The organism is Lujinxingia vulgaris, from assembly GCF_007997015.1.
Taxonomy (GTDB): domain Bacteria; phylum Myxococcota_A; class Bradymonadia; order Bradymonadales; family Bradymonadaceae; genus Lujinxingia; species Lujinxingia vulgaris.
Map to the genome: position 1 here is coordinate 501,023 of NZ_VOSM01000001.1, position 20,731 is coordinate 521,753.

Annotated in this window: 13 protein-coding genes; 3 read left to right on the forward strand and 10 right to left on the reverse strand. The window is 64.6% G+C overall.

The window, feature by feature from the left end:
- Positions 1–392 precede the first annotated feature (392 nt).
- The 3 genes from FRC98_RS02015 to FRC98_RS02025 form a co-directional block, all read right to left on the reverse strand.
- On the reverse strand, positions 393–2,204 hold the full coding sequence (locus FRC98_RS02015; protein ID WP_230467180.1) for an SMP-30/gluconolactonase/LRE family protein: 1,812 nt from the start codon (positions 2,202–2,204) through the stop codon (positions 393–395).
- A 363-nt stretch (positions 2,205–2,567) separates the two neighbouring features.
- The gene (locus FRC98_RS02020) at positions 2,568–5,114 is read right to left on the reverse strand and encodes a hybrid sensor histidine kinase/response regulator (protein ID WP_230467181.1); all 2,547 of its coding nucleotides are present in this window, start codon (positions 5,112–5,114) and stop codon (positions 2,568–2,570) included.
- Positions 5,115–5,459: 345 nt separating this feature from the next.
- Complete coding sequence (locus FRC98_RS02025) at positions 5,460–6,455, reverse strand: lysylphosphatidylglycerol synthase transmembrane domain-containing protein (protein WP_146979632.1); 996 nt, start codon at positions 6,453–6,455, stop codon at positions 5,460–5,462.
- A 286-nt stretch (positions 6,456–6,741) separates the two neighbouring features.
- Between FRC98_RS02025 and FRC98_RS02030 the strand changes: the two genes are divergently transcribed.
- From FRC98_RS02030 to FRC98_RS02040, 3 genes are all read left to right on the forward strand, one after another.
- Positions 6,742–7,116 (forward strand): hypothetical protein, encoded by a 375-nt coding sequence (locus tag FRC98_RS02030; RefSeq protein WP_146979633.1) that lies wholly within the window; start codon positions 6,742–6,744, stop codon positions 7,114–7,116.
- Between the two features lie 9 nt (positions 7,117–7,125).
- Positions 7,126–8,904, forward strand: coding sequence for a hypothetical protein (locus tag FRC98_RS02035; protein WP_146979634.1), 1,779 nt, complete (start codon positions 7,126–7,128; stop codon positions 8,902–8,904).
- A gap of 71 nt (positions 8,905–8,975) precedes the next feature.
- Positions 8,976–10,424, forward strand: coding sequence for an HD-GYP domain-containing protein (locus FRC98_RS02040; RefSeq protein WP_146979635.1), 1,449 nt, complete (start codon positions 8,976–8,978; stop codon positions 10,422–10,424).
- 88 nt (positions 10,425–10,512) lie between these two features.
- Here the strand turns inward: FRC98_RS02040 and FRC98_RS02045 are convergent, their stop codons facing one another.
- From FRC98_RS02045 to FRC98_RS02075, 7 genes are all read right to left on the reverse strand, one after another.
- Complete coding sequence (locus FRC98_RS02045) at positions 10,513–13,257, reverse strand: hypothetical protein (RefSeq protein ID WP_146979636.1); 2,745 nt, start codon at positions 13,255–13,257, stop codon at positions 10,513–10,515.
- A 52-nt stretch (positions 13,258–13,309) separates the two neighbouring features.
- Positions 13,310–15,127, reverse strand: a complete 1,818-nt coding sequence (gene dnaK / locus FRC98_RS02050; protein WP_146979637.1) for a molecular chaperone DnaK — start codon at positions 15,125–15,127, stop codon at positions 13,310–13,312.
- Between the two features lie 57 nt (positions 15,128–15,184).
- Positions 15,185–16,303 carry a J domain-containing protein gene (locus FRC98_RS02055; RefSeq protein WP_146979638.1) on the reverse strand — a complete coding sequence of 373 codons (1,119 nt, stop codon included), beginning with the start codon at positions 16,301–16,303 and terminating at the stop codon, positions 15,185–15,187.
- A gap of 213 nt (positions 16,304–16,516) precedes the next feature.
- On the reverse strand, positions 16,517–17,722 hold the full coding sequence (locus tag FRC98_RS02060) for an acetylornithine transaminase (RefSeq protein ID WP_146979639.1): 1,206 nt from the start codon (positions 17,720–17,722) through the stop codon (positions 16,517–16,519).
- A 16-nt stretch (positions 17,723–17,738) separates the two neighbouring features.
- Entirely contained in the window at positions 17,739–19,154 is a 1,416-nt protein-coding gene (hslU, locus tag FRC98_RS02065) for an ATP-dependent protease ATPase subunit HslU (RefSeq protein ID WP_146979640.1), read from the reverse strand.
- A 66-nt stretch (positions 19,155–19,220) separates the two neighbouring features.
- The gene (gene hslV / locus FRC98_RS02070) at positions 19,221–19,769 is read right to left on the reverse strand and encodes an ATP-dependent protease subunit HslV (protein ID WP_146979641.1); all 549 of its coding nucleotides are present in this window, start codon (positions 19,767–19,769) and stop codon (positions 19,221–19,223) included.
- Between the two features lie 3 nt (positions 19,770–19,772).
- The gene (locus FRC98_RS02075; RefSeq protein ID WP_146979642.1) at positions 19,773–20,720 is read right to left on the reverse strand and encodes a tyrosine recombinase XerC; all 948 of its coding nucleotides are present in this window, start codon (positions 20,718–20,720) and stop codon (positions 19,773–19,775) included.
- Between the last annotated feature and the right edge of the window lie 11 nt (positions 20,721–20,731).

Below are 20,731 nucleotides of genomic sequence, written 5' to 3' on the forward strand. Positions count from 1 at the left end.
CCGGTGGAGGTCGTAGAGCGATGCGCCCGGGCGTTGCTCGGAGGTCGAAGGGCCCTCAACGCGGCGTTAAATAAGGGGAAGGCGGACGTGCCCCGGGGGGCAGTGTGGCGCGCCGAGGCCTTTCAGGAAGCCGACGGTCGATACGCGGAAGGGGCGTGAGCGTGCGGGGGGCTGCGGGAGCAGCGACTGCGTGAAGGGGACATCCTGTGCTCCCGGGTGCGATGGGCGCGCTCAGGCAGGTGGCGTGGTGATGTGATGCGCGAAGCGTCCCCCCGGAAAACGAAACACCATGAACGAAAAAGCCCCGGGAGAGTGTGTGCTCCCGGGGCCTTAAAATGTGCGATGTTCTGCCGGCGGTGCTGACGTCTTCGTCAACGCCGCCGGTGTGTCACTCAGTGCCCGTGGCCGTGTCCGTGACCATGTCCGTGTCCATGGCCGTGTCCGTGACCATGACCCTTACCCCTTCCGGGGCCGCCGTCGGCGCAGCGCAGCGCGCCTCTGCCCCGCGGGGAGATCTTGACCACGGAGTTGTCGGTATCGACGCTCACGTAAATCACGCCGCAGTCATCCACAGCGATGCCGTTGAAGATGTAGGTCGGCGGCATCCCGGGGGGGCCGGCCATGCCGATGTCGAGGCCGCTGGCCAGCACGGACTTCTGGCCGGTGGCGGGATCGATCTTGGTGACCTGGTCGATGCCGGTCTCCACGACCAGGAGGTTGCCGTCCTTATCGACGGCCATGCCTTCGGGGAAGGAGAGGCCCGAGGCGACGAGCTGCGGCGCGGCCAGTGCCTGGCCGTCGTCGGCGATCAGGTAGACCGAGCCGGTGACCCAGTCGGCCGCCCAGAGGTCGTCACCATCGGTGGCAAGACCGGTGGGCACGGGGATCGCCGCCAGCACTTCTTTGTCGGTGGTGCCGGCTTCGCGACGTACCACGCGGTTGGCGGAGAGCTCCGAGACGATCAGATCACCCTGGTAGCGCACGGCGTTGAGCGGGGTGGCGAAGTCGGAGTGGCTCTCCACGACGGCTTCCAGCGCGGGATCCCAGGTCTGAACGACGTTGGCAAACCAGGAGCTGGTGAGCACGCGGTCGCCGTCGGCGGTGGCCGTCAGCGGGGTGGCCAGCGCGGAGATGCCGATGACGGAGTGAATCGAGGCGGTCATGCGCCCGGTCAGGGTGGAGAAGCCCTTCATCGAGAGGGCGTCGGCCACGAAGACGGTCTGCTTGCCCTGGTAAGGCACCACCGCCACGCCGCCGGGAGCCACGAGGCCCTCGTCGGTCAGGCTGCGCGTGCGGCCGTTGGGGAGCACCTTGCGCACCCAGCCGTCGTGGGCGTTGGTGATGTAGATGGTGTCGTTGGCGTCAAAGGCCAGGTTGTCGGCGCCAACTTCATCGGCCACCGCGACCACCTCGGTCTCACCGGTGTCCAGGTCCAGCGCGATGATCTCACCGGTGTACTGGTCGACGACGTGCAGGATGCCCTGGGAGTCGAACTTGACGGCGGCCGGCACAGAGAGCCCGTCGAGCACGGTGGTGAACGCGCCGGTCTCGATGTCGACACGCGCGACCTCGCCAGTGAACCAGAGCGGACCGTAGAGGTGACCGTCCGGGCCAAAGCGCATGCTGTTGAGCCCGCCGAAGCCCGTGCCCACCAGACGAGGGGCGTCGACGCCGTCGGGGTCGAGCTCGTAGAGGGCGTCGCCCAGGAAGATGACTGTGGCGAAGAGGCGTCCATCCGGAGACATGGCGATGGCGTTCACGCCGGGGGTGAGCTGGGCGACGGTGGTCTTCACGCCGTCGGGGCTCAAGCGACCCACTTCACCGGTGAGAAAGGAGGTCCAGTAGAGCGAGCCGTCCGGACCAAAGGTCAGGTCATCGGGGGAGTCCACGCCACGCTCGGGGCCGATCATGTCGATGATGCGGCCGGAGCGGGGATTGACCACCGCGATGGCGCGGGAGAGCACGCTGGCCACGTAGAGGTTGCCATCGGGGCCCACCACGACGCCGTTGGTGGCGTGTAGATCTGCGCCGGTGGTCAACGTGCGCATCCGGTAGTCGGAGTCCACAGACGCTGAGGAGTGCGACAGGGCCGCCTGCGACTCTCCGGTCGGGTCCTCGTCCACACCACCACACGCCGCAAGGAGCAAGGCTCCGGCGGCCAACTTCGACGTCCAACGAGCAGCGCGAATTGATACAGCTTTCATGATCCACTCTCCCGGTAAAGGCATGCTGCCCCGAAGTGGGGTCAGCGCTCAAACATGCCACGATGATAGGAGAGAGACGGATGCCCATCAATTGTTAAGTTATATGGAATTCGCTCTTGACAGATCATTTAATGCCACCCCTAAGCCCTTGCATTGATTGAACAAAACGCGTTTGGGGTGGTCGCGTGTCGGGGGCTGTGCGTGGGTGTGCGACAGGGTGGTTGGACGTAGGTGGATGTGTTTTTGCGTCAATGACGATCACCGTATTTCGGTATGTCGATATGCGAAAAAAAACGACCACCGGGGCCTTCCGGGCCGCGGTGGTCGTCGGTGCTTCGAGTTTAGCAGTGGGCGAGGCTTCGCTCAGGTCGCTGCATCCTCGGGGGAGGGGGCAGGGCGCTTTTTGGAGATCACGGTGCGCACATGCTGGCGAACCTGGGCCAGGAGGCGTTCTCGATTCTCGCCAAACCCGTCGCTGGCCTTGCCACCCTTGGTGAGGATCTCGCTGGTATCGCGTCGCAGCTGGGCCTCCTCGACTGCGGAGAGCTCGCGGGCGGTGACCACGATCACCGGCACCTTTGCGTAGTCGGGATGGGCGCGCAGGCGGCGCAAGAACTCAAAGCCGTCGAGGTTGGGCATCATCAGGTCAAGGAGGACCAGCGCCGGCTCAATCTGCTCGAGCTTCTGCAGGCCCACGCGGCCGTCTTCGGCCTCGACCACACTCCAGCCATCGTCTTCCAGGGTGCGGCGCATTAACGAGCGGGTGGGCTCGTCGTCTTCGACCAGCAGGATCTCGCCAGTGGTCTCATCGGGGCGTCGGTAGTTGTTGAGCGTCTCGATGAGGCGTTTGCGGTCGATGGGCTTGACGAGATAGTCGTCAGCGCCCAGCGCAAAGCCGCGCGCGCTCTCATCGAGCATGGTCACCATCACCACCGGGGTGTCGCTGAGCTCGGGGTGATCTTTGATCTTGGAGAGAAGCGTCCAGCCGTCCATCGAGGGCATCATCACGTCGAGGGTGATGACGTCGGGGCGAAGCTGCTCGGCCAGGATCAGGCCTTCGGAGCCGTTGGCGGCGGTGACCACGGCGATGCCTTCGCGCTCGAGCAGACGCCGCAGAAGATCGCGCATGGTGGGGTCATCGTCGACGACCAGCACGGTCTGGCTGCCGGCGTTGCGCAGCGAGGCCGGGAGATCTTCGGCGCGGGTGGCGCCTTCGCTCTCGCCGTCCGCATCAGTGTCGGTGGCGCGCAGGTTCATCGCCAGGGTGACCTTAAAGAGGCTCCCCTTACCGGGGGTGGACTCCACCTCGATGCCGCCACCGAGAAGCTCACAGAAGTGACGGGTGATGGTCAGGCCGAGGCCCGTGCCGCCGAACTCGCGGGTGGTCGAGGAGTCGGCCTGGGTAAAGGCTTCAAAGATGGCCTTGAGCTGCTCCTCATCGACGCCCACCCCGGTGTCTTCAACCTCGCAGACGACGTGGCTGTAGGTCTCACTGGGGTACATCCGCATGGTGATGGTGCCATCGGAGGTGAACTTGCAGGCGTTGCTCAGGAGGTTGAAGAGGATCTGACGCATCTTGGTGGCGTCGGTGTTCATGTAGCCGAGCTCATCGCTGATCTCGACGTTGAGCGTATTGCGGTTCTTCTCGGCCAGGGGCATCACCGTGGAGCGGATGTCTTCGACCATGTCATTGATGTCAAACATCTCGACGTGCACGCTCATCTTTCCGGCCTCGATCTTGGAGAGGTCGAGGATGTCGTTGATCAGCGCGAGCAGGTGGGTGCCGGCGGTGCGAATGCGGCTTAAGTCAGGCAAGAACTCACCGACGACGCTGGCGTCTTTGGGAGAGTCCTGCTGCAGGAACTCGATCTCCTCGATGATGATCTCGGAGTAGCCGATCACGGCGTTGAGCGGGGTGCGCAGCTCGTGGCTCATGTTAGCCAAAAATGCGCTCTTGGCCTGGTTTGCGTGAATGGCGGCGTCGCGGGCCTGGCGGATCTCTTGCTCGGCCTGCTTGCGCTCGGTGATGTCGCGCAGCACCAGGATGAGGCGGTCGCCCAGGGTGCCGAAGGCGATCTCGGCGGGGAACTCCCCGGAGGCGCGCACGCCGGTGTGCTCCAGCGATTCGCCAGTGTCCAGATCTTCAAGTGTGCCCGGGTCCATCGAGCTGATCAGCTCGGTGATATGTTCGCCGGCGATTGTGCCGTGCTCGCGTTCAAAGATGCGGGCGGCGGCTTCGTTGGCCGTGAGCACTTTGCCGTCGTTGTCGACGGTGATGATGCCGTCAGGCGCCGTCTCGAGCACCGCGCGGGTCTCGCTCTCGCGGATGCGGACTTCTTCGGTGAGCCAGCTCTGCAGGTCGTCTTTCAGCTGCAAGACCACGTGCGCGGTGACCGCCATACCGATCAGGCTGATACCGCGCTGCACGTTGGCGACCACCGGAGGCAGCGCCGTGGGCGTAAATTCGTAACCGGTGAGCGTGCCGACGAGCACCGCCCCCCAGCTCAACACGATGGCGTAGAGCCAGACTTTTGCGGTGCGGCGCCCCTGAAAGAGGTTGGCCAGCAGCGGGAGCATCGCCGGCCAGACAATCGCCGGCGCCGAGAGCCCGCCATTCTGGTGAATCAAAAAGTAGAGCAGAATGTAGATCGGCCCGACGATCAGGTGGCCGGCCCAGTCCATGCGTGCGGTGGAGCGCAGCAGAACCGGAGCGGTGGCCACCGTGCTGCCACAGAGCACCAGGGCGAGCGCTGCCTGATAGGAGCCCCCGGAGAAAGAGATCGCCGCGGCGAGGAAGGCCCAGAAGACAACGGTAAATGTCGTCTTTACCCCGATTTGAGCACGCTTAAGCTCGATGCCGTTTTCGGCTTTGAGCGACTCCGGGATGAAAAAGTCCGTGTACTTACCCATATGCATACATCCATTCTCAGCGAGCGTAGAGCTGGCTGTTTTCGTGAGCGCGGACGCGCAAATTGCTGCCCTTGTCGCGGTTGATGCGACGCGCAGGCAGCGGACCCTTACAAGCGTGGTTGAGCCGTCTTGACGATGAGCTCAGCCGGTCAATCTTCTTGATCGAGTACCACATTCGGGGTGGAACGCCGAAAAAATTTGATGTCGTGACGAAGGTGTCTATCCCGCGATAATCAATTTCAGCGGAATCGACAAGGGAGGTTTTGAGACTGACCGAAAGGTAAGCCTGCCGGTCGCCACCACGTTCCCCGCAGCGGACAACGCCGGCGACAGACCGGCTTCGATTCACAGGGAGTCTGAGTGGCCTGTCGGCGGGCGTCGCTCATAGCTCAGAAGTGAAAGCGCCCCCACGCCGACGCCAAACCAGAGCGTGGCCAGGCGAATCAGGTAGGTCGCGGCCAGCGCCGGGGCGTTCGCGGTGAAGAGCCCCAGCAGCATCAGCGCGCCGACCATGCTGCCTTCGGTGAGCCCCAGGCCCCCGGGCAGAAAGCTCAGCGCCCCGAGCAGGGTGGAGATCGCGTAGACAAAAAGCGCCTTGTACAGCGTCAACTCCGAGGCCCCCAGCGCATCGAGGATGCACCAGAACGCCAGCCCCTCCAGCGACCAGGAGAGCGCGCTGAGCAGCGTCGTCGCGCCGAGCAAAGTCGGTGAGAGCAGCGTGCGCGTCGAGCTGTATGCCTGGCGCAGCGGCGCCTGCAGACGAGCGAGCCTGGGGATGCGGCCCACCCCGGTGAGCAGCGCGTTGATAAGTGTCTGGGATTGCAGTGCGCCGATGAGCGCGAGCACCGCCGCCAACGCTCCAACGAAGACGCCGGCGCCGAACTCAAAGGTGAGCACGCCCAGCGCTCCGATGGCGAAGAGCCCCAGAAGGTCGGTGAGGCGTTCGGCAAAGACTACCGGCGCGCTACGCGCGACGGGCACACCAAAGCTGCGACGCAAAAGCGCGCTCTTGAGCACCTCCCCGACCTTTCCTGGCGAGATGGACATGACGAGGCCGGCCAAAAAGATCTGCAGGCTGGGCCGCCAGGGAACATCAATGCTGAGGCGCTGCAGGTAGAGCTGCCAGCGCAGAAAACGAAATCCGTAGTTCACCGCGCTGAGCGCACACGCCAGAATGACCACTTTTATGGGCACCTGCTGAAGCGCCGGGATGAGCTGGTCGAGATCCGCCCAGAGCGCAAATCCGCCGTAGAGGAGCACGGCCAGCACGACCGCCCACATCAGGCGCGCCAGGCGCAGGGGAGCCGGGCCGGGATCGGGCGTTGGCGAGGACGAAGACATCGGTGTAGCCGAGGGCAGGGAAGTTCATGGCGAGCTTTACGCTCCTTTTGCTGCCGGGTTACCATGGCGGCGACGGGCGCCGAACGCAACGCTTCATCCATTGAGTGAGAGCATGATTTCAGGGACACACGTAAGTCAGCGAAGCGCAGTCCGGGTCGTTGTGGCCCTGGCATGCCTTGCACTCAATGCGTGCGCATACAATTACGCCGCGCGAGAGGCGCGGCGCGCCTCACCGACCTCACCCGAGGCGAGCGCCGAGGCTGCAGCGCCTGCGGACGAAGCTCAGGTGGAGCAGGCGACCACGTCGCCCGCACAGGCCGGTGGCGAGGACACTCCCGAGGAGGATGTCTGTGCCCGCCTCACCTTCGAGGTGCATTATTTCGATGATGAGGCGCGCCACCTTCGACAGGTCGCCTGTGAGAGTGGTGAGGTGCTCAGTGTGCAGCGCGTCCCGATGACGAATTCATTTATGGAGCGCGCCCGTCAGGCGCGACATCCCGAACGCACCTGGTTTGTGCTGGTCGATCCGGAGGGGCTTCGTACCCGCTACCTGACCAACCGCCAGCTGCGCGAACTTCAGGCGCGTTATCAGGTCGAACTCGTCGGGCGAGATCCGGTCGATGACGTGCTGATCTACCAGCTTCATAGCGACGGTTTCTAGGAGGCCGCAATGCAGGACGGTCAACCCTCGGGGGCGCAGGAGAGCAGCGTCGCGATCAGCCCCGAGACGCAGGAAGAGGTGCGCCTGGCCAGGCGATGTTTCGCTCAGATCGAGCGCCTGACCACGGTGATGACCGGCTATCCGCCCGGGCACCCGGTGGTGGAGAACGCGCTGAAGGCGGTGCGCGATGCCTTTTACGACTTCTTCGAGATCACCGACCGCCTCACCGTTCAGATCCATCCTCACTGGATGGACCTGTACGGCTCTGGCGAGATGGTCTGGGAGACGAGCGAGCCGCGCGACTACTGCTTTGCGCTGAGCCGTGACGGGGTCTACCTCATTCACATCCTTGCCGGGGTGGATGAGGCTGAGTTGCGCGTGCTGGTGGGCGTGCTCAACGAGCTCGTCGATCAGCGTGATCTCACCTCCGATGCGGCGTCGCTGCTCTTTGAAGCGGGCTTTCGCTACATCTCCTACGATGCCATCGACGAGTCGCTTGCGTTGCTTGCCGGCCTGGATAACGACGTGCGCAACCGCGACACCCGTGAAGAGCAGGAGATGATCGAGGAGCTCTTCAACGATGCCTTCGACAAAGATCTCGAAGAGAGCGCCGGCGGGGGGCAGGGCATGGAGCAGGACTTTGAGGTGCGCCTGCAACGCCGTGGTGAGCAGCAGATGAAGCTCGAGGTCGGCTCCCGGCAGTTTCTGCAGCTCGATGAAGAGGCCCAGGCGCACCTGCTCGATTTGAAGCGTGGCTTTACCGAGCATCATGAGCTTGAGCATCGCCAGGGCGAGGTGCTCTCGGCGCTGCTGGGCGCGCGCCCCCGCGCGAAGTTGCGCCGGGGTGCGGTCGCCCAGATCGGCAACGTGATGGGCACACTGCTCGAAACGGCAAAGCCCTGGGAGGCGCTCTCCTTTCTGAAGTTGATTCACCACTGGCGTGACAAGTTCCCGGCCGAGGTCGCCGGCGAGCTTAAAGACGCGGTCAAAGAGTGCTTTACGCCCCGGCGTATTCAGGCGCTCAACAAGCAGGTGGCCACCGCCGAGCAGGGGCCCCGTCGGGCGATTTTGCAGATGTACAACGCGCTGCACCTGGAGGCCGCCAGCGAGGGGCTCGTGGAGGTGCTCGGCTGGAACCTGGAGGATGAGACCCGCGACGATATCCTGCGCTACATCCGGCAGCGCGCGCGCCGCGGGCTCGACTTTATTGAGCGGGCGCTTCCCCGGGTCAGCGGGGAGCGGGCCGAGCCCCTGGTGGATCTTCTGGCCGAGATGATGCCGCGCTCGCGCGCGCTGCTCCTGGAGATCGTGCGCGGGCAGATGGAGCCGCCGATCAAACTCAAGGCGCTCAAGGCGATGCGCGGCACCTGGGGCGATGTCAATGAGGTTCGCGACGTGCTCGTCCCGCTGGTGCGCGGCTCCCACAGCGGGCTTCGGCTGGAGGCGCTGCAGGCACTTGCTGCGGCCATGCCCGCGCACGTGCTGCGCGTGGTGGAGCCGCTGCTTGATACGAAGCTGGCTAAACGTCCTGAGGAGGAGGTCCGCGAGCTGGTCGGTGTGCTGATCAAGCATGGCGGGGCGCCGGCCGTCGAGAAGTTGCGCGAGCTTGTGCAGCGCCGGGGTATTGTGGCCGAAGAAGAGCAGGAGCTGGCCGTCGCGATTGTGCGCGCGATGATCAAGAGTCCTACACCGGAAGTTGTGGCGCTCCTCAACGATGTGGCCAAAGACTGGCTGGTGGCCGGTCGTATTCGCTCGACCTGTAAAGAGGTCGTGGAGTTGATTCAGTAAGTGCGTCGACAGCGTCCCATCCAGCCGCGTGTGCGCGTTGGGTGGGGGCTTCTTGGAAGAAGGTGCAAGCGATGAGCGAAGAGTTCGACTCCCAGGCGCAAGGTCTCGATATGGCAGCTGCCAGCGTGCCGCTGAGCAGCGAGGATCCGCAGGCTTTCGGGCGTTTTGTCGTCGACAGCGTCTACCGGATCATGAAGGTCGCCTCGATCTACAGCGTCGAGCATAACCAGACGCGTCAGGCGATGGAGGCGTTTATGCCGGCCTTCCGCCAGAGCGTCGCCCAGGTCGACGGCGGGGCGATCTCGCTGACGATCCGCGGCGAACTCTGCAGCGTCAATGGCGACACACTCCGGCTGCGACGTAAGGAGCAGGAGCGTGTCAATGAGCTTCACGGGATCTTTAAAGCGGCCACGATCCGCGGCATCGCCTTCGAGGAGGCGATGACCATCGATGATCTGGTCGCGTTTCTGGGCGCGCTCAATGAGGCCGGGCGAAGCGGCACGGGCATGGAGCATGTGCACGTGCCCAACATCGAGATTCAGCATGGCACCCCTGATCAATCGATCATGGAGGCCATCGCCCAGGTGAATAAGGCGATGTATGTCGCCCACATCTACATCCGCGCGCTGGTCAAAGTGCGTAACATGCATGAGCACGTGCAGCAGACGCAGTCGCCGGAGGTTCCCACCGGGGTGGTGCGCCGGATCTTGCAGACGGTCTCGGAACTTCTGGCCGACGATGACTTTACGATCCTCGGGCTTTTGCCCCTGCGTCTTGTGCCGCCGGACGTGAGTTCGCACTCGGTGAACACAGCGATTTACGCGATGCTTCTGGCCGACCGTCTGGGGCTCGGTCAGCAGATGACGGCGTACGTGGGCATGGCCGTGATCTACCAGGACATCGACCGTCTCGTGGGCATCTCGGTGGGGCATCGCGACCGGGATCCGGGGCTTGATTCTCACCGACAGTTCTCAGCGAACCTGCGCGACGTGGCGTTGATGCTCGACCATGTTGACGGCGACATCATCTCGACGTTACGCGTGCTGCTGACCTATGAGCGCGGCTGCGCGTTTGAAAACGAGGTGGGGCGTCCCTTCTACCGCGCGCCTCGCAAGCTGCACCTGATCTGCCGCATCATCGATCTCTGCCGCACCTACGATCTTCTGATTCAGGGGTTGCAGGGCTATAAGACGCGCCGCCCGGACCTGGCGATTCAGTATGTGGAGAGCCGCGCCGGCGAGGTGTTTGACCCGCACCTGACGCGCCTTCTGGTCTCGACGCTGGGGCTCTTTCCGATCGGCTCCACCGTGCAGCTGAGCTCCGGTGAGTCGGCGGTGGTGATTCGCACGCCCTCGCCGGCGGCCGACCCGCGCCGCCCGGTGGTGCGGGTGCTTAACCGCCGCGATCCGATCGTCATCGACCTGAGCGATCCGCGCTACGAGCATATTGAGATTGCGCGCTCCATCGACCTCGATGAGAGCGCGGAGACCAACCCCTCGCAGGTCTTTTTGCTGACCTGATCGTCGCGCTTGCCCGCACAAAAAACGCCGCGTCCTTCTCAGTGGAGGCGCGGCGTTTGTCGTCTGTGGGAGTCAGCGCTCCGCGAGGTCAGTGCGGGTCGACGCCGATGATGCCCTTATCAAAAAGGTCGGCCAGGAGCGTCAGCGTCTCCAGCCGCGACATCGAGCTCATGTCCAGGATGTCTTCAAAGCAGAGCATCCCGTCGATCTGACTGAGCAAGAAGCCGGCGCGATGATCCAGATCCAGCCCGGCGATATCACCCATAGAGACCTTGAGCGTGGGGACCTGCACCAGCGAGCCGAGGCGGTCTTGCTGGATGCGCTCCATCTCGCCCTCGAGCACGCCGCGCAGCTGGCGGGCCTCGGCGTGATCGGTCTGGTTGAGGACGTCGCTGACGATCTCGTGCGCGGTCTCAAACTCACCCTTCTCGTAGAGCCTGCGCGCCTGGGCGGTGATGGCGTCGAAGTTGGCGCCCTCTGCGGGGATCTCGGAGGGGGGACCGTCGACCTCTTCGAGCACAAACGAAGAGGCGGCCATCTCGCTCAAGGGGCGGTTGCGCACGCCGGTGGGGGCGTCGTGGGCGAAGGGGTTGGACGAGGGGCTGGGGCTCTCGGGGGCGGGCTCGGCGTGGGCCGGAGTGGGTTCATTACCAACCTCGCGCACGACCGGCTCACCGCGATAATGCGAGGGGCCACGGTGGTGATCGGAGAGCTCGAAGAGCGAGCTCATAGAGCTCTCCGAGGCCAGGGAGTCGGCCAGCGCGAAGAACTCCTCTTCGTCGACGTGATCGCGTTTGGTGGAGATCACCCCGGAGCTGGGCGCGTCGGCCGCAAAGGGAATCGGCGTGGTACCGCGCGGAGGCGTAGGTTCGGCCTGCTTGAGCGCGGCGACGTTGGGCTGCGGGGCAAGAGGCGTGTCCTGGCGCTGCCGGGTCCGCTCCAGCGAGGGCATCTTGCCAGTGGGGCGCTCCTGGGTGCTGCCGGCCGAGGAGGAGGGCGCCGGGGTGCGCGCCGTAGGCGGCTCGGGGCGGGGGGCCGAGCGTTCTGCGCTGGAGGGCGCGTCGAAGATGGAGTCGCGCACCGGAGCAGAGTCCTGCGCGGTTGAAGCCGGACTGCCCGCAGCGTTGAGCGGAGGCGGAAAGAAGAAATCATCTTCGGGTTCAACCATCTCCCCCGGCGCGGCCGCGCTCGTGCCGGCGTTGAGCGGGGGCGGAAAGAAGAAGTCATCCTCGGGCTCGACCAGGGGGGCTTGCGAGGCGCTGTCAGCCTGCGCGTTGAGCGGGGGCGGGAAGAAGAAGTCGTCTTCGGGCTCGACGACCTCACCGGGCACCGAGTCGGCGACCTGAAAAGGTGTGCTCGGCGCGGGGGCCGGCGTGGCGCCGGGGCCAAGATCGAAGTCGAAGTCCAGATCATCGGCGGGCTGGGCCGCGGTCACCGGCTCGCGGGCCGGTGCGGTCGAGGGCCGCTGCGAGAAGCCCGAATCTCCGGCGGTCGATGAGGGGGAGGCAAATGGCGAGCGCGACGACGTTTCTGGAGGAGCGGGGGCATCGAAGTCGAAGTCCAGCGCGGGTTCGGGCTCGCTGGCCCCCTTTGTTGCAGGCGCCGCGAAGCCGAAGTCGAGATCGAAGTCATCATCCTCGGAGGAAGAGGGCTCATCGAAGCTAAACTTCAGATCACCGTCGGAGGGCTCATCCAGGTCAAAGCCCGAGCTTCGGGGTGTGGAGGTCTCGGCGGCGGAGGGCTCGGAGATCTCGTTGAGGAGATCCTCAATGGGCGTGGAGATGGAGGCGCCCATCGCAAAGTCGTAGTCGGCCGCCGAGGCAACTTCGGTGCGGTCAACGTCAACCGGCGGCTCCGGCTCAAACTCGCCAGACTCCTCAAAAGGCACCGAGAGCGCGGCGCCCAGGGCAAAATCGTAGCCTTCCGACTCCGCGTCGGGGGAGCCCGCGTCATCGGGCTCGTCGAACTGGTCGAAGAAGCTCTCGATCGAAGGCGCGACCGAGGTCTTATCGACGTGGTCTTCCGACGAGGAGAGGGACTGGGAGACGCCCGTGGGTTCGTTGGGGCCGGCAAAGGAGGGCTCAGCAAAACCCTGAGACTGCTCCTCGTGGGGCGCAGACGCCTCTGGCGACGTGTGCAACGCGTGCAGCTGCGCCGGGTCGAACTGGCGGGTGTGCTCGGTGAAGTTATCCCGCAGTGACTCGCCGGCGTCTTTTGACGGGTTGATGCCCAGCTGGGCCAGCGCCGCGCTCGGGTCGATGCGGCGAGTGTGCTCCCCGAAGTCCTGGGCGGGCGGTGCGTCGGAGGGGGCTGGAGCATCGTCCGGGCTTGCGACGCTGTCGTCATCGTCGAGGGCGTCAAAGCTCCAGTCGACCTCGCTCTGCGAGTCGGCGACGTTGAGGTGTTCAAAGAAGCCGCCGTCATCGCCACTGTCGAGATCAAAGAAGGCGTCGAGCGCGTCTTCGCCGACCTCGTCGATGTCGTCGATCTGCAACATCTCGGCGCCCTCGACTTCGAAGTCTTCCATGCTGACCAGATCATCGAGGTCGTCGAAGTCCCCGAGAAGATCGAGATCATCGAAGAGGCTGGCTTCTGTCGGGGCGTTGAGTGCTTCGAGTTGAGTCTCACACCACCGGGTGGCGGCCTGGAAGTCGGCGGCGGAGGGAGCGTCGCTTAACGCCCGGATCAGCTGCGCCGACTCCGCATCGTTGAGCCCGGAGAGACGCACCAGACGCAGGAGCGCCAGCGCGTTGGGCGCGTCGCCTCGTTGGAGGCAGGTGCGCAGCTTCTCTAAGTGGCCCCGTTGTTGTTCGGCGTCAGGCGCTTGGGTCATGAAGTTTCACCAGATCTACTGCGGCAACATAAGGAGGCTACAACGTGGGTTTTCAGGCGCCCATGGCGGCGGCTTTCACCGACTGGAGGACCTGCTTGATCTCATCGGCGGTGGCGCTGAGCCGGGCGGTGTCTTTGGAGTCCAGGGCCTCGCGGGCCTGCTCTACGCTGCGAGTTACCCGGCCGCGCAGGTGCTCGAGGAGGTGGCCGTCGCCGTTGCTGATGGTGCGCTCGGTGAGCTTCTCAAGCTCGCGCACCGTCTTGCGGATCTGGCCACGGACGCGCTCAAGCTCCTCGTCACGCTTGAGCTCGACCAGGTAGTCCTGGTTCTCCTCGATCATGTTCTGAATTTCTTCTTCGGTCAGGCCGCTGGTGGCGGTGACCGTGATCGACTGCTCTTTGCCGGTCTCCAGGTCGCGAGCTTGCACCGAGACGATGCCGTCGGCGCTGATCTCAAAGGCGACCTCCACCTCGACCTCGCCAGCCGGAGCGCGGCGCAGTCCGCTGAGCACAAACTCACCCAGCATCTCGTTCTCCTCAGCGTTGGGCGACTCGCCCTGGAGCACGATGATTTTTACCGAGGTCTGGTTGTCGCGCACGGTGGTGAAGATGTGGCCGTGGCTGGTGGGGATGGTGGCGTTGGCCTCAATGAGCACTTCGAAACCGCCGCCGTGCACCATGATCCCGAGGCTGTGCGGGGTGACGTCGAGCAGGAGCACATCGCTGCTGCCTTCGATGAGCGCCGCGCCCTGGACGGCGGCGCCGAGCGCCACGGCCTCATCGGGGTGCACCTGCTTCGACGGCGCTTTGCCGAAGTAGTCGCGCACAGCAGCCTGAATTCGCGGCATACGCGTCATGCCGCCGACCAGGATCACGTCGTCGATGTCATCGACCTCAAGGCCGCTCTCCTGGAGGGTGGCCTGACAGATCTTGATGGTGCGCTGCACAAGATCGATGACCAGCTCCTCAAACGCGTCGCGGGTCAGCGTGGTCTGCAGGTGGAGGGCCTCGCCATCATCGCGGCTGTGGATGAAGGGCAGGCTGATCTCGGTCTCGGGCATCGAGGAGAGCTCGATCTTGGCCTTCTCGGCGGCGTCGCGAAGACGCTGCAGAGCCATCTCATCTTTGCGAAGGTCGACCTTATGCTCGCGGGCAAACTCAAAGGCCAGGTGCTCGATGATGCGCGCGTCGAAGTCCTCGCCGCCCAAAAAGGTGTCGCCGGCGGTGGAGAGCACGTCGAAGACGCCTTCGTGAATGTCGAGAATGGAGATGTCGAAGGTGCCGCCGCCCAGGTCATAGATGGCGACGGTGGCGTCGATATCTTTGCCAAAGCCGTAGGCCAGGGCTGCGGCGGTGGGCTCGTTGATGATGCGCACGATATCGAGCCCGGCGATGCGGCCGGCGTCGCGGGTGGCGGTGCGCTGATTATCATTAAAGTAGGCCGGCACGGTGACCACGGCCTTGGTGGGCTCTTCGCCCAGAAACTCCTGGGCGACGAGCTTCATCTCCTGGAGCACGATGCTGGAGAGCTCGGGGAGGCTGTACTCTTTGTCGCGAAGTTTGATGCGCACATCTTCGTGAGGGCCCTGCACGATCTCGTAGGGGCAGGTCTCAATGCAGTGGCGGACCTCCGAGGAGTTCCACTTTCTGCCGATGAGGCGCTTGGAGGCGTAGACGGTGTGGCGGGCGTTGGTGATGGCCTGGCGCTTGGCCATCTGACCGACCAGGCGACGTCCGCTCTCGGTGATCGCGACCACGCTGGGGGTGGTTTTGTAGCCCCCTTTATTGGGAATCACCTGCGGGGTGCCGCCTTCGACGATGGCGACACAGGAGTTGGTGGTCCCGAGGTCGATTCCGATGATGCGCTCCATGCGTTCTCCTTAGCGGGTCGTGCGACGTGGCAGGTGGCGGCGTTTGCCGGCGGTGGTTCAGGCGCGCAGCTGGTGAAGGTGCGCGAGAATGTCGGCGTCGTCGGGTCTCAGCTCCAGAGCGCGCTCCAGATGGTAGATCGCGTCGGAGGGTGATTGTTTCATTATGTATAACTCGCCCAGAATTCGCAGCGCGTCAACGGAGCTTGCTTCGATCTTATGAGCGGCGCGCGCAAAAGCGACCGCGTCGTCGAGGTGTTCACCGCTCTCTTTGAGGTTTTTCGCCACGCGCAGGGCCAGCGCGTGGTCGCGCTTGAGGGTGAGCGCCTTTCGGAACTCGCGCAGCGCGGCGGCGACATCATCGCGCTCCAGGTGGGCGTCGCCGCGGCGAACCAGGAGCTGGAAGGCCATCTCGCGTTTGCGATCGCTGGAGACCTCCTCGATGGGCTCGCTGCGCTGGGAGAGCGGGGTGGACGCCTGGGGCGGGGTGCCGACGGGCTGGCGCCCCTGCTCCAGGAGGCGGTCGTACTCGGCGCGCTTGGTGCGATTGGAGAGGGTCTGGTAGGCGCGGGTGATGCGCTGGAAGATCTTTTCGATGCGCATGCCGTAGTCGCCCAGCACTTTTCGGAAGAAACGATCGGGGTGGTAGCGCTTCGACATGGAGAAGTAGGCGCTGCGAAGTTCGCGTCGGCCGCAGTCGGCAGAGACGCCCAGAAGACCGTAATAGTCGACCTCATCGAGCTGGGCGTACACAAAGACGACCTCGCGTTTGAAGTCATCGTCAAGCTCGACGCTCTGCTCGAGGAGCTCGCGGTCAAAGGCGAAGTCATCCATCGCTACCGGGAAGCGGGTGAGGATAGCCTCGCTGAGCTCTTCGCCCGGGTCCTGGTCGGCCTCCGAGGCCGACGACGCCGAGGAGGCTGCCGATGAGGTGTCAGCCAGGGGGGCCGGAGACGTCTGGCCGGGTAGCTCAATGAGGCCGTTCTTCCAGAGGTTTTCGATGCACTCCAGGGTGCGCGCGCGGCCGAGCCCGCTGACCGAGCAGAGCTGGGCGACGGTCATGGAGCCGTCGACCCGCGAGAGCACAAAGAATTCTTCGGGTGTCAGCGGTGACTTCAGGCTTTTGAAGTCGACCCCGCTCAGCGCGCGCGGGGCGAGCGTCTCATCGATTGAGGACATCGTCTGACCGGTAGGGGAAAGTGGGGGCGCGGGCTGTGAGCACGCGACCGCCAGCCGAGCTGAAGTTCGAGAGAAGTCCCCGGAAGCTTTTAAGGGGAGAGCCGCCCGGGAGCGCTAGCATCCAGAATGAACAGGTAATTACCTGAAGTGGAGGATACTTTGGAGCCGGCGTTGTGGCAAGGAGGGCACCGGCACTTCCGGGCGGCTCGGGGCTCAGGAGGCGACCTTCTCGATGGCGCGCTCCAGGCGCTCGAGCGCCTCGTCGACGTCGGCGTCGGTGATGATCAGCGGGGGCACAAAACGCAGCGTATTTCCGCCGGCGGTGTTTATCAGCAGCCCTTCGTCGCGGGCGGCGGTGGCGATGGTCGAGGCGGCGTCTCCTTTGCACTCGGCGCCGATCATCAGGCCCAGGCCGCGGACCTCGGTGATGACCTCGAAGCGCTCGGCCAGGCGGCGAAGGCCGGCCTGGAGGCGTTCGCCGCGGGCGCGGGCGTTTTCCAGAAGGCCATCGCGGGCGATGACCTCGAGCACGGTGTGACCAGCGCGTGTGGCCAGCGGGTTACCCCCGAAGGTGGAGGCGTGGCTTCCGCGGGTCCAGCCCGCCCAGGCTTTCTCGCTGGCGAGCGTCGCCCCCAGGGGCACGCCGCCGCCCAGGCCCTTGGCCAGGCTCATGATGTCCGGGGTGACCCCGTAGTGCTGATAGGCAAAGAGTGAGCCTGTGCGACCCACGCCGGTCTGCACTTCGTCGAAGATCAGCAGCGCGCCATGCTTGTCGCAGATCTCGCGCACCGCCTTGAGATACGCAGCATCGGCCGGGCGCACACCGCCCTCGCCCTGCACAGGCTCCACCATCACCGCGGCGGTGTCGCGCCCGACGGCCTGTCGCAACGCGTCCAGGTCGTTGAAGGGCACGTAGCTAAACCCGGGGACCAGCGGCTCAAAGCCCTCATGGTATTTGGGCTGGCCGGTGGCCGTGATCGCCGCCAGCGTACGCCCGTGAAAGGAATGTGTCATGGTGACGATGCCGCTCTTGTCGGCTCGGCCCGCGACGACCTTCTGGTAGCGGCGCGCAAGTTTGATGGCCGCCTCATTGGCCTCCGCCCCGGAGTTACAGAAGAAGACCCGGTCGGCGAAACTCTGCTCGACCAGCGCCTCCATCAGCGCGATCTGCTCGGCGGTGTAGAAGAGGTTGGAGACATGCAGGAGCCGCCCGGCCTGATCGCGCAGGGCATCGGTCAGGGTGGGGTGGGCGTGTCCGAGCGCGCAGACGGCGATGCCGGCCACAAAGTCCAGGTACTCTTTGCCTTCGGTATCAAAGAGGCGCACGCCCTGGCCGCGATCAAAGATGATCGGCGCGGGCGCGTAATTGGGGCTGTTGAGGTCGTTGGCTTTGCGAAGTAGCTCGGCGGTGTCCGTCATAAGAAAGATCCTTCGTTTAGAGGATGTAGCGGCTCAAATCTTCGTCCTGGAGCACGTCCTGAAGACGCTCGCGCACGTAGTCGGCGCTGACCACGATGTCTTGATCGTCGATCTCGGGAGCGTCAAAGGAGAGGGCTTCAAAGACCTTCTCCATGATCGTGTGCAGGCGGCGCGCGCCGATGTTCTCCAGGGTCTCGTTCACCTGGTAGGCCATCTCGGCGATGGTGCCGATGGCCTCGTCGTCGAAGCTCACCGTGATGCCCTCGGTGCTCATCAGCTCGATGTACTGGCGGGTGAGGCTGTTGCGGGGCTCGGTGAGGATGCGCTGGAAGTCCTGCTGGGTGAGGCTCTCAAGTTCCACGCGGATCGGGAAGCGCCCCTGAAGCTCCGGAATCAGGTCGGAGGGCTTGGAGACGTGGAAGGCGCCGGCGGCGATAAAGAGGATGTGGTCGGTTTTGACCACGCCGTGTTTGGTGGTGACCGAGGAGCCCTCCACGATGGGCAAAAGATCGCGCTGGACGCCCTCGCGCGAGACGTCGGGGCCTTGCTGGGACTCGCGCCCGGCGATCTTGTCGATCTCGTCGAGGAAGATGATGCCCGACTGCTGGGTGCGCTGGAGCGCCTCCTGGGTGATCTGATCCATGTCAATCAGCCGGCCTGCTTCTTCTTTGACCAGCGAGCCGAGGGCGTCTTTGACTTTGACGCGCTTCTTCTTGCGCCGGCGGGGGAACATGTTGCCAAAGACGCTTCCCAGATCCATTTCCTCCATGCCCTTCTGGCCGGAGAAGACCTCGATGACGGGGTTGGAGGAGTCAGTCAGCTCGATCTCGATATAGTCGTCGTCGAAGTCGCCCTGACGGAGGCGCTGGCGCAGGTGTTCACGCACATTTTTAGGCGCCTCGGAGGTGGACTGGATGGTGCCGTCTTCGCCGACGATAAACGACTTCTGGCTGCTGTGGCGCTCGTCCAGGGGCGGGCGCTCGGGGTTTTTGAGCTCGAGCTGGTCGAGGATGCGTTCCTCGGCGATCTCGCGGGCGCGCTCTTCGACGCGCTCCTCGGCCTCGGCTTTGACCAGGTTGATGCCCAGCTCCAGCAGATCGCGAACCATGCTCTCGACATCGCGGCCCACGTAGCCAACCTCGGTGAATTTGGAGGCTTCGACCTTGAGAAAGGGCGCACGCGCCAGCCGGGCAAGTCGGCGAGCGATCTCGGTTTTTCCGACGCCGGTGGGACCGATCATGATGATGTTTTTGGGCATGATCTCGTCGCGCAGCTCCTCGTCGAGCTGCTGGCGGCGCCAGCGGTTGCGCAGGGCGACGGCGACGGCGCGTTTGGCGGCGTGTTGCCCGACGATGTAGCGGTCGAGCGCGGCCACGATCTGGCGCGGGGTCAGTTCCAAATCATCGTGTCTGGGGGTGGGGGAGGTGGCCATGGTCGGTGATCCCTTGGGCTTTCGTGCGGCGAAAAAGGGCGCCTGCTGGTGAGCTTGTCGGAGCGCTCAGCTTGAGGATGTGGACAGCTCCTCGATGGTCAGTGAGTCGTTGGTGAAAACACAGATTTCGGCGGCGATCTTCAGCGAGGACTCCGCGATGGTGCGCGCGTCGAGCTCGGTGTGGCGCATCAGGGCGCGGGCTGCGCTCAGCGCGTAAGAGCCGCCGGAGCCGATGGCGATGACGCCTTCTTCGGGCTCGATGACGTCGCCGGTACCGCTGATCAGCAGCGTGACTTCGCTGTCGGCGGCGATGAGCAGGGCCTCGAGTTTGCGCAGCATGCGGTCGGTGCGCCAGTCTTTGGCCAGCTCGACCGCTGCGCGGGTGAGGTTGCCGTTGAACTTCTTGAGCTTCTCTTCGAGTTTTTCAAAGAGGGTGAAGGCGTCGGCGGTGGAGCCGGCAAAGCCGCAGAGGACTTTGTCGCCATGAAGCCTGCGCACCTTTCGGGCGGTGGCCTTCATCACGATCTTCTCGCCCATGGTGACCTGGCCGTCGCCGGCGACGACGACCTTATCGCCGCGGCGAACGCTGACGATGGTGGTGCCTCGAAAGCTCATCGCTTACTCATCATTGGAAGTGGGGGAGGGCTCGGTTTTGCGGCCGCGAGACGCCGATCGAGCGCGCGGGTGGGCAGCATCGTAGACCTCCATAAGCCTGTCAATTGAGACGTGGGTGTAGCGCTGGGTGGTCGAGAGGTTGGCGTGGCCTAAGAGCTCCTGGATGCCGCGCAGGTCGGCCCCGGCGTCGAGCAGGTGGGTGGCAAAGGAGTGGCGCAGCCCGTGCGGGGTGAGCGAGGTGTCGAGTCCGGCACGCACCAGATGCTCTTTGAGCAGGCGTCGCACCGAGCGGTCGGTGAGCCGGCCTCCACGGTGGTTGAGGAAGACGGCGTCGGGTTCGGTGTCGCCGTCGACGAGCTCGTGGCGCCGCGCCAGATAGCGCCTGAGCGCGGCGCAGGCCTTCTGGCCCAGGGGAACACGTCGCTCCTTGTTGCCCTTGCCGATGGTTTGAACCCAGCCAGCCTCAAGGTCGATGTCGCCCCGGTTCAGGGAGACCAGCTCCGAGACGCGCAACCCCGCGCCGTAGCCCACCTCCCAGATGGCCATATCGCGGATGCCTAAGACCGTGTCGCCCTTGTGGCCGTCGAGAAGATGAAAGATCTCGTCGACGCCCAGGTAGTTGCGAAGTGGCTTTTGGACTTTGGGGGTGGAGAGGAGCTCGGCGGGGTTTTTGTCGACAAGGCGCTTCTTGATCAGAAAGGTCCAAAAGGAGCGCAGCGTCGAGATCTTTCGAGCCAGCGAGGAGGCCTGGTTCTCATCGAAGCGGTCGGCGATGAACGCACGCAGATCGTCGATGGTAAGCGTCCCGGGGTCGGGGTTGTCGCGGCCACGCTCGGCCAGAAAGTCGGCCAGCTGGCCCAGATCGCTGGCATAGGCGCGGCGGGTGTGCGCGCTGGCGCCGCGCTCCACACGCAGGTAGGTGATGAACTGGTCGATGCGCTCAGCGAGCATGGGGGGCCGTC

Bases quoted from the DNA above. Each gene is read 5' to 3' on its own strand.
- FRC98_RS02015 (WP_230467180.1), bottom strand. From the start codon at position 2,204: ATGAAAGCTGTATCAATTCGCGCTGCTCGTTGGACGTCGAAGTTGGCC.
- FRC98_RS02020 (WP_230467181.1), bottom strand. From the start codon at position 5,114: ATGGGTAAGTACACGGACTTTTTCATCCCGGAGTCGCTCAAAGCCGAA.
- FRC98_RS02025 (WP_146979632.1), bottom strand. From the start codon at position 6,455: ATGTCTTCGTCCTCGCCAACGCCCGATCCCGGCCCGGCTCCCCTGCGC.
- FRC98_RS02035 (WP_146979634.1), top strand. From the start codon at position 7,126: ATGCAGGACGGTCAACCCTCGGGGGCGCAGGAGAGCAGCGTCGCGATC.
- FRC98_RS02040 (WP_146979635.1), top strand. From the start codon at position 8,976: ATGAGCGAAGAGTTCGACTCCCAGGCGCAAGGTCTCGATATGGCAGCT.
- FRC98_RS02045 (WP_146979636.1), bottom strand. From the start codon at position 13,257: ATGACCCAAGCGCCTGACGCCGAACAACAACGGGGCCACTTAGAGAAG.
- dnaK (WP_146979637.1), bottom strand. From the start codon at position 15,127: ATGGAGCGCATCATCGGAATCGACCTCGGGACCACCAACTCCTGTGTC.
- FRC98_RS02055 (WP_146979638.1), bottom strand. From the start codon at position 16,303: ATGTCCTCAATCGATGAGACGCTCGCCCCGCGCGCGCTGAGCGGGGTC.
- FRC98_RS02060 (WP_146979639.1), bottom strand. From the start codon at position 17,722: ATGACGGACACCGCCGAGCTACTTCGCAAAGCCAACGACCTCAACAGC.
- hslU (WP_146979640.1), bottom strand. From the start codon at position 19,154: ATGGCCACCTCCCCCACCCCCAGACACGATGATTTGGAACTGACCCCG.
- hslV (WP_146979641.1), bottom strand. From the start codon at position 19,769: ATGAGCTTTCGAGGCACCACCATCGTCAGCGTTCGCCGCGGCGATAAG.
- FRC98_RS02075 (WP_146979642.1), bottom strand. From the start codon at position 20,720: ATGCTCGCTGAGCGCATCGACCAGTTCATCACCTACCTGCGTGTGGAG.